Source organism: Kitasatospora sp. NPDC097643 (genome assembly GCF_040302625.1).
GTDB lineage: Bacteria > Actinomycetota > Actinomycetes > Streptomycetales > Streptomycetaceae > Kitasatospora.
In genome coordinates, this window is sequence record NZ_JBEOSA010000031.1 from 81715 (window position 1) to 97063 (window position 15349).

At 74.3% G+C, this 15349-nt stretch carries 17 protein-coding genes and 2 tRNA genes; 10 read left to right on the forward strand and 9 right to left on the reverse strand.

Features of this window, described 5'->3' with window-relative positions; all coding sequences use genetic code 11:
* Positions 1-7 precede the first annotated feature (7 nt).
* From ABTY15_RS21040 to ABTY15_RS21055, 4 genes are all read left to right on the forward strand, one after another.
* Positions 8-451 carry a PH domain-containing protein gene (locus tag ABTY15_RS21040; protein ID WP_350594826.1) on the forward strand — a complete coding sequence of 148 codons (444 nt, stop codon included), beginning with the start codon at positions 8-10 and terminating at the stop codon, positions 449-451.
* Between the two features lie 3 nt (positions 452-454).
* On the forward strand, positions 455-988 hold the full coding sequence (locus tag ABTY15_RS21045) for a DUF6328 family protein (protein WP_350594836.1): 534 nt from the start codon (positions 455-457) through the stop codon (positions 986-988).
* Between the two features lie 81 nt (positions 989-1069).
* On the forward strand, positions 1070-1639 hold the full coding sequence (locus ABTY15_RS21050; RefSeq protein ID WP_350594841.1) for a hypothetical protein: 570 nt from the start codon (positions 1070-1072) through the stop codon (positions 1637-1639).
* Positions 1640-1776: 137 nt separating this feature from the next.
* A complete protein-coding gene (locus tag ABTY15_RS21055) occupies positions 1777-1959 on the forward strand; it encodes a hypothetical protein (RefSeq protein ID WP_350594985.1) in 183 nt (60 codons plus the stop codon).
* 25 nt (positions 1960-1984) lie between these two features.
* Here the strand turns inward: ABTY15_RS21055 and ABTY15_RS21060 are convergent, their stop codons facing one another.
* Complete coding sequence (locus ABTY15_RS21060) at positions 1985-2869, reverse strand: hypothetical protein (protein ID WP_350594848.1); 885 nt, start codon at positions 2867-2869, stop codon at positions 1985-1987.
* A gap of 749 nt (positions 2870-3618) precedes the next feature.
* Between ABTY15_RS21060 and ABTY15_RS21065 the strand changes: the two genes are divergently transcribed.
* Positions 3619-5307 (forward strand): hypothetical protein, encoded by a 1689-nt coding sequence (locus ABTY15_RS21065; RefSeq protein ID WP_350594857.1) that lies wholly within the window; start codon positions 3619-3621, stop codon positions 5305-5307.
* Positions 5308-5480: 173 nt separating this feature from the next.
* On the opposite strand, the gene ABTY15_RS21070 is transcribed toward ABTY15_RS21065, so the two are convergent.
* Positions 5481-5828: an ArsR/SmtB family transcription factor gene (locus ABTY15_RS21070; protein ID WP_350594862.1), complete on the reverse strand. Its 348-nt coding sequence runs from the start codon at positions 5826-5828 to the stop codon at positions 5481-5483.
* Between the two features lie 149 nt (positions 5829-5977).
* On the opposite strand from ABTY15_RS21070, the gene ABTY15_RS21075 reads away from it, so the two are divergent.
* Entirely contained in the window at positions 5978-6472 is a 495-nt protein-coding gene (locus ABTY15_RS21075; RefSeq protein ID WP_502893552.1) for a MarR family winged helix-turn-helix transcriptional regulator, read from the forward strand.
* A gap of 72 nt (positions 6473-6544) precedes the next feature.
* Here the strand turns inward: ABTY15_RS21075 and pgm are convergent, their stop codons facing one another.
* From pgm to ABTY15_RS21095, 4 genes are all read right to left on the reverse strand, one after another.
* Positions 6545-8185, reverse strand: a complete 1641-nt coding sequence (pgm, locus tag ABTY15_RS21080; protein WP_350594871.1) for a phosphoglucomutase (alpha-D-glucose-1,6-bisphosphate-dependent) — start codon at positions 8183-8185, stop codon at positions 6545-6547.
* Positions 8186-8403: 218 nt separating this feature from the next.
* Positions 8404-8703 carry a YciI family protein gene (locus ABTY15_RS21085; RefSeq protein ID WP_350594878.1) on the reverse strand — a complete coding sequence of 100 codons (300 nt, stop codon included), beginning with the start codon at positions 8701-8703 and terminating at the stop codon, positions 8404-8406.
* Positions 8704-8791: 88 nt separating this feature from the next.
* Positions 8792-8871: transfer RNA gene (locus tag ABTY15_RS21090), tRNA-Tyr, on the reverse strand.
* A 52-nt stretch (positions 8872-8923) separates the two neighbouring features.
* A tRNA-OTHER gene (locus ABTY15_RS21095) sits at positions 8924-9010 on the reverse strand.
* A gap of 466 nt (positions 9011-9476) precedes the next feature.
* Here ABTY15_RS21095 and ABTY15_RS21100 point away from each other — a divergent pair.
* Positions 9477-9833: a hypothetical protein gene (locus ABTY15_RS21100; RefSeq protein ID WP_350594884.1), complete on the forward strand. Its 357-nt coding sequence runs from the start codon at positions 9477-9479 to the stop codon at positions 9831-9833.
* A gap of 58 nt (positions 9834-9891) precedes the next feature.
* On the opposite strand, the gene ABTY15_RS21105 is transcribed toward ABTY15_RS21100, so the two are convergent.
* Together ABTY15_RS21105 and ABTY15_RS21110 are read right to left on the reverse strand one after the other, a co-directional pair.
* On the reverse strand, positions 9892-10329 hold the full coding sequence (locus tag ABTY15_RS21105; RefSeq protein WP_350594896.1) for a GNAT family N-acetyltransferase: 438 nt from the start codon (positions 10327-10329) through the stop codon (positions 9892-9894).
* Positions 10330-10381: 52 nt separating this feature from the next.
* Positions 10382-11932: a multicopper oxidase family protein gene (locus tag ABTY15_RS21110; RefSeq protein ID WP_350594905.1), complete on the reverse strand. Its 1551-nt coding sequence runs from the start codon at positions 11930-11932 to the stop codon at positions 10382-10384.
* A 299-nt stretch (positions 11933-12231) separates the two neighbouring features.
* Between ABTY15_RS21110 and ABTY15_RS21115 the strand changes: the two genes are divergently transcribed.
* From ABTY15_RS21115 to ABTY15_RS21125, 3 genes are all read left to right on the forward strand, one after another.
* Entirely contained in the window at positions 12232-13629 is a 1398-nt protein-coding gene (locus ABTY15_RS21115; protein WP_350594916.1) for a pyridoxal phosphate-dependent decarboxylase family protein, read from the forward strand.
* Positions 13630-13805: 176 nt separating this feature from the next.
* Positions 13806-14480: a hypothetical protein gene (locus ABTY15_RS21120; RefSeq protein ID WP_350594921.1), complete on the forward strand. Its 675-nt coding sequence runs from the start codon at positions 13806-13808 to the stop codon at positions 14478-14480.
* Positions 14477-15166: a DUF6875 domain-containing protein gene (locus ABTY15_RS21125; RefSeq protein ID WP_350594934.1), complete on the forward strand. Its 690-nt coding sequence runs from the start codon at positions 14477-14479 to the stop codon at positions 15164-15166. Before ABTY15_RS21120 ends, ABTY15_RS21125 begins: the two co-directional genes overlap by 4 nt.
* Before the next feature lie 8 nt (positions 15167-15174).
* Here ABTY15_RS21125 and ABTY15_RS21130 read toward each other — a convergent pair whose 3' ends face one another.
* Positions 15175-15348: an ATP-binding cassette domain-containing protein gene (locus ABTY15_RS21130; protein ID WP_350594982.1), complete on the reverse strand. Its 174-nt coding sequence runs from the start codon at positions 15346-15348 to the stop codon at positions 15175-15177.
* Position 15349: the final 1 nt, after the last annotated feature.

Below are 15349 nucleotides of genomic sequence, written 5' to 3' on the forward strand. Positions count from 1 at the left end.
GCGCCCGGTGGAGACCTTCGGATTCACGCTCAGCCGCCACCAGCGCCGCCGTACCGAGGTCCCGGCGGCGGTGATGACCGTCGTGCTGCTGGGCCCGCCGTGGTTCCTCCACTGGCAGCTGGGCGTGCTCCTCGCGGGCCTGTGGCTGCCGCCGGTGCTGGTGACGGCCGCCGCGCTGTACGGCTCCACCGGGCTCACCCCGCACGGCCTGCACCTGCGCGGCCCCGTACGGCACCGCTTCGTGCCCTGGGAACAGGTCACCGCCGTCACCGCCGAGCGGCGCACCGTCAAGGGCGGCCCGTGCAAGGTCGCCCTCGCCCACCGCGCCGCCGCCCGCCCGCTGCCCCTGCCCGGCCTGCGCGCCTACGAGAGCGAGCGGGTGGAGTGGCAGGACTTCGAGGTGCGCCCGCACACTGTCCGCACCCGGTGGCGCAGCGCCAGCACAATGTGACGCATGACCAGCACGCCTCCCCCCTCCCAGCCCGATCCCGACCCGCAGCCGGACCCGCAGCCGGACTCGCCACCGGGGTGGGAGAACCCGGCGGTGCGGGCCGACCGGCGCCTGGTGGAACTGCTCCAGGAGCTGCGGGTGCTCCAGACCGGCGTGCAGATCGTCTTCGCGTTCCTGCTCGGCGTCGCCTTCACCCCGCGCTTCGCCGACCTCACCGACCCCCAGCAGGACATCTACGTCGCCACCCTGCTGCTGACCGTCGTCGCCTCCGCCGTCCTCGCCACCCCCGTCGCACTGCACCGCGGCCTGTACCGCCACCCCGGCAAGGCGCAGATCGTCACCGTCTCCGCCCGCGTCGCCCAAGTGGGCCTGCTGCTGCTCGCCTCCGCACTGACCGGCGCCGTGCTCCTGGTCCTGGACGTCGTCCTCGGAACGGCACTGGCCGTGGCGATCGCCACCGTCGTCGCCCTGATCTTCACCGCCCTGTGGTTCGTCCTGCCCTGGGCGGTACGCCGCCTCCTGAGCAACGGGCCATGACGGCACGGCGGGCGGTACCTCGGTGACCGAGGGACCAAGGCCGACCCCGGCCGTCGTCGCATGTCGCGGTAGCCTCCGGCCATGAATCGTGGGGAGGGCGAGGACGCACTGGTTCCGGAGGCCAAGGAGCTGCTTGCGGCCGGGCGGAGCGAGGAGGAGATCTTCGCTGAGCTCGCCGCGAGGACGGGCGCGTGGGGTGTCTGCGCATTGGCCGTGTGCCTGGCCCTGGGCGTGCCCCGGCCGGACGCACAGGCGCGCCTCCGCGAGGTCGAGCCGCTCTTCGCGGAATTCTCCGTGGGCGAGGAGGAACTCGTCGCCACCGTTCTCACCATGGGGCACGTGTTCATCGTGGACCGGGTACTTGACGAGCACGACGAGCACATCCGCAGCCTGCTGGAAACCGCCGCCGGTGCGCGCGGAGGCTATCCCGGCAGCCTGCTCGGGTGGTTTCGTTCCGGGGAGCTCACAAAGATCTTCCTGTACTTCGCCAAGACCCGGTTCCGGGACGGACGGGGCTCGCCGCCCGACTTCTGGGCCGCCATGACCACGGCTGGCGAACTACTGGCGGGCAGGGACGGCTTGGACCAGGAAGAGGTGACGGCGGGGCTGGAACGTTGCCGCACGCAGGCTGCTGCCATCGGTGCGCAGTAGGGTCGTCGTCGACGGGCGCCCTCCCGCTGCGAGGCGGCGGTCCTGACGGCCCGGCGGGCCAGCGGGCGCATATTTGGCAGTGCGTTCCGCCCGTTGACTGCGATCACGAGCCGCGTGTTGTCGCTGACGATGCGGCCGTGTCGACGAGGCCGACCGCCGCCGCACCCGGCTCGTCGCGCTCGCGCAGGGCGGCCGCGATGCTCGACGTGCCCGACCCGCTGTTGCCGCGCAGCACCACCAGGACCGTTGCGGCGCTGCCGCTCTCCCCGCTCCCCGTCGCCCGCGCCACGCTAGCGAGCGCGGGTGACGGGCGCGGGTGACGGGGGCGGCCGGGCTGTCAGCCGGTCAGTTCTTCAGCCAGGCGGCGGCGTCGGCGGCGATCGGCTCGCCGCCGGCGCCGTACAGCTTCCAGGAGAGGGCCCGCACCCCGGCGGCCGGGCGGGCGAGGGCGATCCACCGTACCGGGGAGGTGCCCAGGGCGGCCGGGGCGGGCTCGGTGGTGGTGCCGTCGCTCCAGTCCACCGCCACCCGGGTGACCTCGGGGCCGACCTGCGCCATCACCACGTCCACCGGCGGCGGCGTGCCGTCCTTGCCCCGGTGGCCCACCAGCGCGCCGCTGAGCGTCGCGGCGTGCCACCCGGGCGCGGCGGTGACCGGGGTGGTGAAGGTGGCGTCCTGCGCCACCCGGACCCCGTCCACGACCAGGTAGAGGTCCACCGTGTCCTGGCCCACCTGCCGGTAGCGGCGCACGAAGTCCTCGGTGGGCTCGGCCGCGTCCGACCCCGCCGCCCGCTGCTCCTGCCACAGCAGCCGGGCCTGGTGCACGGCCTGCTCCGCGTCCGGCGCGCACGGCCACAGCGCCGCCCACGCCTGCCACCGGTGACCGTCCGCCTCGCCCTGGCCCACCAGCGTGCGCACCGGCGTGAACGGATCGGCCGCCGCCGGCGAGGACGCCACTGGGGCGGCGGACAGGGCCCCCGTGGACGCGACGGGCGCGGCGGGCGCGGCGGGCGCGGCGGCGGCGGTCAGGTTCGCCGGGGCCGCGGCTGCGGACGGCAGGTGGTCCAGGGCGATCCCGCCGCCGACCAGCGCCGCCGCCGACCCGAACGCCGCGGCTCCCGTCCACGCCCGTCGCCGCTTCGGCCGCAGGCTCCCGGCCAGGACCTCCTGGAACGGCACCGCCCCGGTGAACCCGTCCCCGGCCGTGCCCCGCTCGCTGTTCCCGTTCATACCGAAGCTCCTGTCGTCATCACGTTCCGCAGTCCCGGAGGCGTCCCGCCGGTCACCCGCGCGGACACCTCCTCACCCCCTCCAGAGCCCATCCGCCCCCCAAATCGCTTCACCACCCGCGCAACATGCCGCGACCGCCTCCCCGGATAGCCGGCGGCGGGCCTGGTCGCGCACGCCAACTGCACGTGTCAGCGGTCGAGTTCAGCAATGCTGGCGGTTGCCGGACACGCCACCGACGCCCGCTGCCGCGCGGTCCTGAAGAAGCTCCTCCCCTGGCCATCACGGCATCCGCCCGCGCGGGCCGGGCTGTGCGGCGTGGGAAGTCGGCCCCACCGACTTCCCACGCGCCGCCTCCGCCCACCGGTACCCCGGGGGCGGGGTGCCGGTGGGCGGGTGGGGCGCGGGCCCGGGTGGGCGGGTGGATGGCGGCTGGGCGGGAGCGGGTGGGGGACGGCGGGAGTCCCGAGGCCCGGGCGGGGAGCGGGCCCGGGTGGGGGCGGATGGCGTCCGGGCGGAGTGGCGGGTGACGGCGGGACGGGCGGGGTGTCGGTGGGGGTCCACCTGGGTGAGGTGTCGGGGTGTGGGCGGGGTGGGCGGCGCGTCAGGGAGGGGGCGGTGGTGGTGGGCTGACAGCCTGTCCGTCGATCGGGTGCCGGTTCGGTCGGCCGGCCGGTCGACGCGCCGGCACCCGGATGCCCACGTGTCCCCCGGATGCCCGGGTGTCCCCGAGCGAAGGCGAGGAGCCGTCGATGACCCGGTCCGGCGTTGTGCGGCGGGCAGCCGCCGTGCTGGCCCTGCTGGCGCTGCTGGTGGGGCTGTGCGGGTGTTCCAGTTCGGACTCCGTCAAGAGCCCGCTGGCGTCGAGTTCCTCGCCGCCCGCCGACGAGACGGCGGCGGGCGGCCCGCTGGTCGGCAACCCCGGCCTGGTCGGGGACGAGCAGGCCTGCGCGGGCGCGGAGGTCAACGCGCCGTGGTTCCCGACGATCGCCGCGTTCGAGGTGCACGACTCGAACCGCACGCACCTGTACGCGTGCGCGCACTTCCAGGGCGCCGCGTCGAACAACCAGGTCTTCGCGCACAGTTCGGACCAGGTGTACGTCACGCCGTACAACATCGTGGACCGCGGCCCGGACGAGCTGTACGTGTACGGCGGCGGGTACGGCGACGACCCGGCCGCGTCCGGGTCGTTCGTCTCGCGGGTGGAGCCCGGCACGTTCACCGAGGTGTGGCGGCGGGTGCTCATCAACACCAACGCGACCGACGAGTGGGACTACCCGGGCGTCCTGAACACGCTCGCGGACGGCAGCCTGGTCGTGATCTACGGCTACCACATCGCCAAGATCGACCCCGCGACGGGCAACGTCGTGGCCCGCACCACGCTGCCGACCGGGCAGTCGAACCCGCGCGACACCGCCTACAACGGCTACGACGCGCTGCCCGACGGCACGATCGTCGCCAAGACGGTGAACCGCCAGCCCGGCTGCACCGAGCAGGGGTTCAGCGCCTTCCTCAACTGCCCCGACCCCACCGCCGTGCCGCCCTCGGTCATGGTGGCGATCGACCCGAAGACCCTCCAGGTGATCTCGCAGGTGACGCTGCCGGAGATGATGGGCGGGCGGATCACCACGACCACGTTCGACAACACCCCGCAGATCTACCTGCCCGGCGCCACCAAGCTCTACCGCTACTCCTACCGGAACGCCGCCTTCACCCCCGACCAGGGCTGGGGGCCGGTGTCCTACCTGCAGAACGGGCAGACCGCGGCGTCGGCGATGGCCGTCATCAACGACTACGTGGTGACGATGACCAACGGCGGCAAGCCGACGCCGACGCCGATGAGCGTGGTGGCGGTCTCCCAGGCCGACTCGACCAAGGTGGCGACCGTCCAGCCGTTCGCGAACAGCGGCAGCAAGAACAGCTTCATCCCCTCGATGGTCTCGGTCGACCCGGAGAACAACCGCGTCTACGCGATGGACGCCGGCGCGGGCAAGCTGGCGGGGATCGACCTGGCGAACGGCACGCTGTCGGTGGCGTGGTCCCAGGACCAGACGACGCTCAGCTTCACGACCCTGCTCGGCCCCAAGGACCAGCGGGTGCTGATCGGCACCGACATCCCGGTGAAGTTCTTCCAGGGCCTGAAGAAGTACACCACCGAGCAGGTGGTGTGGCGCGACGCCCGCACCGGCAGCGAACTGGCCCGCTCCAGCCAGCTCCCCAAGATGACCCAGGGCATCCTGGTCACGCCGGGCTACGCCGGGCTGCAGTACTTCCTGACGGCCGACGGGCACGTCATCGGGCTACAGGTCGCGCCCAAGCCCGCCTCCCCCTCGGCCTCACCGGCCTCACCGGCCTCACCGGCCTCGTCGCCGGCGCCGTCCGGGTCCGCGGCCTCGCCCGCCTCGCCGTCCGGGTCCGCCGCGCTCTCCCCCTCGCCGTGACGGCCCCGCGCTGAGCCGGGGAACACCCCGACCGGGGAACGCCGCCCCGCCGCCCCGCAGCCCGGGGCGGCGGGGTTGTGTCGTCACCCCAACCGCCCCGGCCGGGTGGGAAGTCGGCGGGTCCGACTTCCCACTCCCAGGGGCGGACCACCGGCCCCTGACCCTGCCGCGCCCTACGCCGCCGGGTCGACCGCGTCGTGGGGCGGGGCGGCGGCCAGCAGGGCGTCGACCAGGCCGGGGAAGCGGGTGTCCAGGTCGGTGCGGCGCAGGCTGACGTAGCGGTTGCGCCCGGCGACGCGGGTGCTGGTGACACCGGCCTCGCGCAGGACCCGCATGTGGTGGGAGACGGTCGACTTGTGGAGGTGTTCCAGGCCCAGGTCGCGCAGGGCGCAGGAGTGTTCGGCGCCGTCGGAGTAGCGCAGCAGCAGGCGCAGGCGCACGGGGTCGCCGAGGGCGTGCAGGACCGTGACGAGGTCGAGGTCGGGGGTGGCGGGCTGGGGCAGCCGCTCGTCGTCGGTCATGGCGCTGGTCCTCACGTGACGCACGGCGAATGGTGCATGGTGAATGATGAACGGTGGATGGTGGACGGTGAATGGTTTGATCATCATCCACCGGTCGCCGGGTGTTTGGCGAGCCAGGATGCGTGCGCTGCGCACGCTATGATCGGGGGGTGAACCACTCCCCCGACACCACCCCCGCCACCCCCGCCCCGGGGAACGCCCCCGGCCTGGGGGACGCCGTCGCCGACGCCCTGGGCACCCTGCTGCGCCGCGGCACCCGCGCCGCGCTGCACCGCCGCCTCACCGAGGGCCTGGGCGAGGCCGTGGACGAGGTCACCTACCCCGTGCTCAGCGGCCTGGCCCGTACCGGCCCGCGCAGCGCCGCCGACCTGGCCGCCGAGATCGGCCTGGACCGCTCCGGGGTCAGCCGCCGCGCCACCCGCCTGGAGGCCGCGGGCCTGCTGCGCCGCGAGGCCGACCCGCGCGACCAGCGCGCCACCCTGCTGGCCCTGACCGACACCGGGACGCACACCGTCGCCCTCATGCACCGGCGCCTCGCCGGCAGCATCGAGGACGCCCTCGCCTCCTGGCCGCCCGGGGAGGCCGAGGTCTTCGCCCGCGCCCTGCGCCGCTTCACCGAGCAGGGCCCCTTCACCACCCCCTGAGCCGCCGCCCTGAGCCCCCCCACGCGCCGGGGCACCGGCGCGTCGGGGCACCGGCCGGCAGGCACGAAAGGCTCAGGCCCCGAGGACCTCGCCGACCAGGGCGCGGGCCTCCTCCTGGACCCGGGCCAGGTGGTCCTGGCCCAGGAAGGACTCGGCGTAGATCTTGTACACGTCCTCGGTGCCCGAGGGCCGGGCCGCGAACCAGGCGTTGTCCGTACACACCTTGATGCCGCCGATCGCCGCCCCGTTGCCCGGCGCGTTGGCCAGCACCGCCGTCACCGCCTCCCCGGCGAGCTCGTCGGCGCGCACCCGCTCCGGGGACAGCCGCGACAGCAGCGCCTTCTGCTCGCGGTCGGCGGGGGCGTCCACCCGGGCGTAGGCCGGGGCGCCGTGGCGGTTCGTCAGCTCCCGGTAGTACGCGCTGGGGGTGTCGCCGGTCACCGCGGTGATCTCGGACGCCAGCAGCGCCAGCAGGATGCCGTCCTTGTCGGTGGTCCACACCCCGCCGTCGCGGCGCAGGAACGAGGCCCCGGCGGACTCCTCGCCGCCGAAAGCGATCGAGCCCTCCAGCAGCCCGTCGACGAACCACTTGAAGCCGACCGGGACCTCCAGCAGCTCCCGCTTCAGATCGGCGGCGACGCGGTCCAGCATCGAGGAGGACACCAGCGTCTTGCCGACCGCCGCGTCCGTGGGCCAGTCCCCGCGGTGGCGGTACAGGTAGTCCACCGCCACCGCCAGGTAGTGGTTGGGGTTCATCAGGCCGCCGTCGGGGGTGACGATGCCGTGCCGGTCGGCGTCCGCGTCGTTGCCGGTGGCGACCTGGTACTCCGCGCGCCGGCCGATCAGCGAGGCCATCGCCGCCGGTGAGGAGCAGTCCATGCGGATCTTCCCGTCCCAGTCCAGCGTCATGAACCGCCAGGTCGGGTCGGTCACCGGGTTGACCACCGTCAGGTCCAGGCGGTGGGTGTCGGCGATGCGCGCCCAGTACGCCACCGACGCCCCGCCCAGCGGGTCCGCGCCGATGCGCAGGCCCGCCGCCCGCACCGCGTCCAGGTCCAGCACCGCGGGCAGGTCCTCGACGTAGGCGGTCAGGAAGTCGTGGCGCCCGGTGGTCGCGGCCGCCAGCGCCCGCGCGTACGGCACCCGCTTGACCCCGCGCAGACCCTCGCGGATCAGCTCGTTGGCACGGTCCTGGATCCAGCCGGTGGCCTCGGAACCGGCCGGTCCCCCGCTGGGCGGGTTGTACTTGAACCCGCCGTCGCGCGGCGGGTTGTGCGAGGGGGTCACCACGATGCCGTCCGCCAGCGCCCGGGGGCTGCGCCGGTTGTGGGCCAGGATCGCGTGCGAGAGCGCCGGCGTCGGGGTGTACCCGTCGGCGGCGTCCAGCAGCACCTGCACCCCGTTGGCCGCCAGCACCTCCACCGCCGTCGTCTTCGCCGGCTCGGACAGCGCGTGCGTGTCCGCACCCAGGAACAGCGGGCCCGCCACGCCCTGCTGCGCCCGGTACTCGCAGATCGCCTGCGTGGTCGCGGCGATGTGGTCCTCGTTGAACGCCGCGTCCAGCGACGAGCCCCGGTGCCCCGAAGTCCCGAACGCCACCCGCTGACCGGCCTCCTGCGGATCCGGGTGCAGCGCGTAGTACGCCGTCACCAGCCGCGCCACATCCACCAGATCACCGGGCTGCGCCGGCTGCCCGGCCCGTTCGTGCGCCATCCGTCTCTCCCGCCACTTCCCGACACGTCCTTGCCCCGTGTCACCGATCGTAGCCAGAACGCGACCGTGCCCCGTACCCGGCAACCCGGGACGGGGCACACTACACGGCGCCGGCGACGACACGGCGACGCGGCGGCGGACGGCCGACGACGGCCAGCGGACGGCAGGCGGCCGACCGCGGGCGGCGGCCCGAACGGGCGACGGCCCGGGCGGGCGGCTCAGGCGGGCAGCTGCTGGCGGTAGGCGTCCAGCGCGGGGGCGGTGACGGTGGCCAGGAACTCCGTCACCCGGTACGTCGCCAGGCCCTCGCGGAAGAACGGGTCGGTGCCGATCAGCTCCTCCACCGCGGCCCGGTCCTGACCCACCGCGATGATCACCCCGCCGTCGCGCGGCACCTTGCGCCCCGAGGCCAGGAACGTGCCCGCCTCGTAGTGGGCGCGCAGCCACGCGGCGTGCTGCGGCAGGGCGGCGTCGATGCGCTCCAGCGGGGCGGTGTACGTCAGCTCCAGTACGAACATGCCCCCAGGCTAGCCCGCGCCCCGAACCCGGCCACGGGGCGGGGGCACGGGACCGGGCACGGGCGGGGCGCGGGGTGGGGGTACGGGGTGGGCGAGGGCGGAGTCGAACCGCCACAGCCGAAGCGGGGGCTTTACAGGCCCTTGGGCTCGCCACTGCCCAGCTCGCCCTGGGGCTACGTCAACTTCCTTGAGGCGGAAGGAACTTCATGCGCATGCGGCGCGGAGAGTACGCGGATCGAACGCGCGCGGGTGTGACCCCGACGACGGTTTGAGCCAAGCCGCTGCCTTACCACTCGGCCAACTCTCCCGGCGGATGGACGCACGCGGTGGTTGACCGGCCGAAGGGCCGCTTCTACCGCGTCGTCGGATAACTGACGCCGCTGCCGCGCGGGGGACGCGGGCGGCGATAACTGCGGTCACTGGTGGTCGTGGTGGGCATCGCGCGTTCCCCTCCTTCGCGGTCGCTGTGCGGCGCTCGGTGTCGTCTGCGACCAGCCTGTCGCACGGCGCGCGGGGGCGGCAACCGGTTTTCCGGGGAGGGGTTTTGGTGTGTGTGCGGGCCCTATCCTGCCAGGTCGCAGGGGGGTTGCGGTAGGACGCAGGGCACGTGGGCTTTCCCTTGTCCGCGCACCGGTGCGCCCCGCAGACTCGTCCGCATCCACTTCCTCGGCCACGTGCCGGACGCCCGACCCGGGCGGCCGGTGCGCGCGTCGTGCTGCGCCGCGGGCCGGGGGCGGGTGGAGCAGGTGGAGCGGACGAAGGGGGATGCGAGGGTGCGAGTGCACAAGGACCTGGTACTGAGGGCGCGGATGCGGTTGCTGAGCCACGACGGGCGGGTGCTGCGCGGGCGCGAGGGGCTGTGGGTGTACCGGGTGCTGTTCACGGTCAGCCCGCAGGTGTACGCCACGCGCCTGGCGCACGTGCTGGTGCGCGAGAGCCACTCGGCGCAGGTGGCGCAGCTGCCGGCGGCGCGGCGGGCGCTGCTTCAGGAGGCGGTGGCGGCGGCGCTGGTGCTGCCGGAGGGGTACCCGTACCGGGCGAAGGTGCTGGGGCAGGCGTTGCAGGGCCTGGCGCAGCTGGGGGCCCCGGAGGAGACGCCGCAGGAGGCGCCGCAGGGCGGCGGGGCCTGAGTGGGGCGGGGCCGGGAGGAGGGCCGCCTTCTCCCGGCCCCGGGCCCGGCCCCGGGGGTCAGACGAAGCGGTGCATGCCGATGGAGTGCGGCGCGGTGGGGACGAAGCCGTACTCGGCGTAGAGGTGGTGGGCGTGGCCGTCGGCGATGAGGCAGACGTAGGCGCCGGGGACGGCGCGGGTGCGCAGGGCGTGGTCGAGGTGGGCCATGATGCGCCGGCCCAGGCCCCGGCCCTGGTGTTCGGGCAGCACGCACACGTCGGTGACCTGGTAGACGGTGCCGCCGTCGCCGACGATGCGGCCCATGCCGACGGTGTGTCCGTCGTGGTGGACGGTGACGCCGTGCCAGGTGCGGGGCAGGCCGGCGGCGACGGCTTCGGCGGGGCGGTCGGTCATGCCGGCGGCGGTGCGCAGGTGGCGGAAGGTGGCGACGTCGGGGACGCCCACCCGCAGCTCGTAGGGGTCACCGAGCTCGTAAGGGCCAGTGGTCTCGCTCATGCCTTACATGCTACGGGTGGGGGTCACGGGGGTCGCCGGCGGCCTGGTCGGGTCAGGTGATCTCCATCTGGGCCATCATGCCCATCGCGGAGTGGTCGAGCAGGTGGCAGTGGTAGGGGTAGCGGCCGCGGTAGGCGTCGAAGGTGGCCTGTAGGCGCACGCTCTCGCCGGGCAGCAGGCGCACGGTGTCCTTCAGGCCGGCCTCCGCGGGGGACGGCGGGCGGCCGTTGCGGGCCAGGACGCGGAACTGCACCAGGTGGAGGTGGAAGTTGTGCGGGATCTGCTGGTTGGCGTTGGTGACGGTCCAGATCTCGCTGGTGCCGAAGGCGACCTGGGCGTCCACCCGTGCCGGGTCGTACGTCTTGCCGTCGATCATGCCGCGCGGTTCGGCGCGTCCGTCCTCGTCGGCCTGGAGGACGATGGTGCGCTCGCGTACCACCGGGCCGGGGGCGGGCAGGGTGCGCAGCACGGCGGGTACCGAGCTGGGGTCGTGGGCGGTGCGGGTGACGTCGAAGCGCAGGACCTGGCCGACGTGTTCGGCGGGGCCGGGCGGCAGGGTGTTGGTGAGGGTGACGCTGGTGCCCACCGGGTAGCGGGAGAAGTCGATGACGACGTCGGCGCGCTCCCCGGGGGAGAGGTCGATGGTGTCGGTGACGAAGGGGCGTTCCAGCAGGCCGCCGTCGGAGCCGATCTGGGTGATCGGGCCGCCGTCGGCCAGGCGCAGGGAGAAGAAGCGCAGGTTGGCGGAGTTGAGCAGGCGCAGCCGGTACTTGCGGGCGGCGACCTCCACGCGGGGCCAGGGGCGGCCGTTGGCGAGGATGGTGGTGCGGTTGAACGGGTCGTCCATGCGGTAGACGAGGTTGCCGTCGGCGTCGAAGCGGGCGTCGCGCAGGGCGATGGGCAGGTCGTACTGGCCGGCGGGCAGCGGCAGGGCGCGTTCGGTCTCGTCGGTGAGCAGGTAGAAGCCGGACAGGCCGCGGTAGACGTGTTCGGATTCCAGGTGGTGGGCGTGGTCGTGGAACCACAGGCTCGCGTGGGACTGGTCGTTGGGGTAGGTGTAGGTGCGGGTGCGGCCGGTGGTGATCAGGCTCATCGGGCCGCCGTCGCTGTCGGCGGGCACCCGGGCGCCGTGCAGGTGGACCGAGACCGGCTCGTCGAGGAGGTTGGTCTGGCGTACCACCACCTTGCGTCCGGAGCGGGCGCGGATGACGGGGCCGGGGAAGGCGCCGTTGTAGGTGAGGACGTCGGTGCGCCGCCCGGGCAGCAGGCGGGCGGAGGAGCGCAGCATGGTGACGGCGTAGGTGTCGGCGCCGCCGTCGGTGGACACCGGGGACAGCAGCGGTGGGACGGGCATGGCGGTGGTGAACTTGGGGGCCAGTGCGGGTCCGGTGTCGGGGCCCGGGTCGGGGCCGGGGTCGGTGGGGCCGGCGTGGTCGTGTCCGGCGGCGGCCAGGGCGGCCGCGTCGGCGTCGGCGTCGGCGGCGGTGGCGGTGGCGGCGGTGGCGGCGGTGGCGGGGTCGGCCGGGCGCACGGTGGCGCGCATGAGCAGGAGCCCTCCCCCGGTCGCCAGGGCGGCGCCGATCATCCTGCGTCTGGTCACCATGCGTGCGTTCCTTTCGCGGGCCGTGCCCCGGGTCCGGCCGGACCCGGCACCGGGCCGGGGCGGTTGCCGGGTCGTCGTGGGTGGTTGCCGGGTCGTCGTGGGTGATTGCAGCAGCGCCGCCTAGTGCGATGGCGGGGTCCCGCTGTGGCCTACCGGCCGGTAGCGGGGTCGCGGCGGCGGGGGACGGCGGTGAGCTGCGGGTGTTGCGCGCGCCTTGCGCCGCACCGGTCACGGTTGCTCAGGAAGCACTGGAGGATCACTCGACGAGATCGCTCGACGACACGAGGGGGGCGGGGGCCGTGGACCTTGGGTACTGGCTACAGGCGGCGGCCGAGGTGGCCGAACGGTGGGGGGAACGCTTCGGGCCCTTCGCGGAGCACCCCTCGCACCAGGTGGACGACGCGGACTTCGCCGCCGCGTTCGAGCGCTTCGCCAAGCGCCTGGAACACAACTACCCGTTCTTCCACCCCCGTTACGCCGGGCAGATGGTCAAGCCCCCGCACCCGGCCGCGATCGTCGGCTACCTGACGGCGATGCGGTTCAACCCCAACAACCACGCCTACGAGGGCGGCCCGGCCACCAGCGACATGGAACGCGAGTGCGTCGCGCAGCTCGCGGGGATGTTCGGCCTGCCCCGGCACGTGGGCCACCTCACCAGCAGCGGCACCATCGCCAACCTGGAGGCGCTGTACGTGGCCCGCCAGAGCCACCCCGGGCGCGGCGTCGCCTACAGCGCGCAGGCCCACTACACGCACAGCCGCATGTGCCACGTGCTGGGTGTCACCGGCCACGCGGTGCCCGCCGACCGCGAGGGGCGCATGGACGTCGACGCGCTCCAGGAGCTGCTGCGTACCGGGCGGGTCGGCACCGTGGTCGTCACCGCCGGCACCACCGGCACCGGCGCCGTCGACCCGGTGCACGAGGTGCTGGCAGTGGCCCGCGAGTACGGGGTGCGGGTGCACGTGGACGCCGCCTACGGCGGGTTCTTCGCGCTGCTGGGCAGGGACGGGGCGCAGGCCGCGGCGCTGGGGCTGGACAGCGCGCCGTGGCGGGCGATCGCCGGCTGCGACTCGGTGACCGTCGACCCCCACAAGCACGGCCTTCAGCCGTACGGCTGCGGCGCGGTGCTGTTCGCCGACCCCGCCATCGGCCGCCACTTCGCCCACGACTCGCCCTACACCTACTTCACCGACGCCGAGCTGCACCTGGGCGAGATCAGCCTGGAGTGCTCCCGGGCCGGTGCGTCCGCGGCCGCCCTGTGGCTGACCCTGCAACTGCTGCCGCTCACCGCGGCGGGCCTGGGCACCGTGCTGGCCGGCTCGCGGCGCGCGGCGCTGGCCTGGGCGGGCATGATCGACGACAGTCCGCAGCTGACCCTCCACCAGCGCCCGCAGCTGGACATCGTCACCTACTTCCCCGCCGTGGGCGGCCCGTGCGGCCCGCTGTCGATGGCCGCCGTCGACGCGGCGAGCGAGCACGTCCTGCGCAGCGGTATGGCCGCCGAGGACGACCCCGTCTACCTGAGCCTGCTGCGCGTGGACGCGGGCGACTTCACCCGCCGTCACGCGGGTGCGCTTGCCGACGCCGACGGGGCCCGGGTGCTGCGCAGCGTGCTGATCAAGCCCGAGGCGGAGGACTACCTGCCGCTGCTGCACGCGCGGGTGGCCGACCTCGCGGCCGACGCCGGGCGGGCCTGAACCCGCGCCCGGCGCCCGCTGTTTGCTGCTTGCTGCCTGCCGTTTGGCTCTGCCGTCTTTGCGGCGCATCGGCTTGCGTGCCTGTGCGGGCCGGCCGTGCGCCGGTCCTGCCCTCCCCTGTCCTCCCCTGCTCACCCTTGTTGACCCCTTTTGACGCCCACGAAGGAGCGTGCCCGTTGACCACCGCCGCCGTCCGCCCCGACGCCCCCGCCCCCACCCCGGCCGCCGCCGTCCCTGGTGTGCGCCCGGCCCGCGCCGAGGAGGCGCCCACCCTGGCCCAGGTCCTGGCCGTCGCCTTCCACGACGACGCGCTCACCCGCTGGGCCTTCCCCGACGACACCTACCGCGCCCGTATCCTGCCCGCCTTCTTCCGCGTCTTCGTCGACCAGTGCCTCGCCCACCAGGGCGTCCTGACCACCGACGCCGTCGACGCCGCGTTATTGTTCCTGCCCCCCGGCGTGTGGGAGCAGCCCAGCCACTTGGCCGACGACGCCGACCACGCCGCCCGCGCCCTGGACGCGGCCATCGACGCGGCCGCCCACCCCGAGTCCGCGCGCCGCCTGGCCGCCATCACCCACTTGCAGGCCCGCCGCCACCCCCGTCACCGTCCGCACTACTACCTGGCGTTCCTCGGTGTGCACCCCGACGCCCGTCACAGCGGCGCCGGCGCGGCCCTGCTGGCCGCCGTCATGGCCGAGATCGACGCCTCCGGCCAGGCCGCCTACACCGAGGCCAGTTCCCGCGGCGGCGCCCACCTGGCCGACATCGGCGGCTTCACCCGCTTCGGTGAGGCCATCGCCCTGCCCGGCGGCGGGCCGCGCCTGCACCCCATGTGGCGGGGTCCTCGATGAGCGCCGCCCTGCGGGTCTACTCCGCCGACCAGATCGACGCCGGAGCGGCCCACGCCCACCCCGAGGCCGCCGAGATCCTCGCCTGGAGCCGGCGTTTCCTCACCACCGCCCACCCCGACCTGGGCCGCAGCGGCCCGGTCTGCCCCTACACCCAGCCCTCGCTGCGCCGCGGTCTGTTCCACATCGCCGTCGCCGACGACTTCGCCGCTGCCGGCGCCGGTGGCTCGGGCAGTGCCACCGGCGCCGACCTGCCGGCCCTCGTCGGTGAACTGCGCAGCCACTACGAGCAGTTGCTGGCCGGCCTGGACGGGGAGGACGAGCGGGAGCTGCTGACCGTGCTGCTCCTGCTGCCGCAGCTGGACCGTTCCGACTCCACCGTGCTGGACGAGCTGCAACGCAAGGCCAAGGACGAGTTCGTCGAACAGGGCCTGATGATCGGCCAGTTCCACCCGGTGTGCGAGGAACCGGGCCTGTGGAACCACTCCTTCCGGCCGCTGCGCGCCCCGGTGCCGCTGCTCGCGGTGCGCAAGCTCCTCGTCTTCGACCTGCCGTTCCTCACCGGCGACGAGACGCACCTGGCGCACTACCTGGCCCGCTTCGCCCCCCAGGTGCCGGCCCGCATCCGCGACCAGCTGGTGACCGGCCTGACCGCCCACCACCGCGGGCCTGCCCCCGTACCCGCCTGATCCCCCTTTCAGGTGGCCCCCCAGGCAGCGCGACGGCGATGCCGTTGGTGCCGACGCTCTCCTCGACCCACCTGGCACCGGTGATGAAGCCGATCCGGTCGGCGCCCGGCGAGGATGGTGAGCAGGGTGGACTTGCCGCTGCCGGAGGCGCCGACCAGGGCCACCAGGTCGCCCTGGTCGATG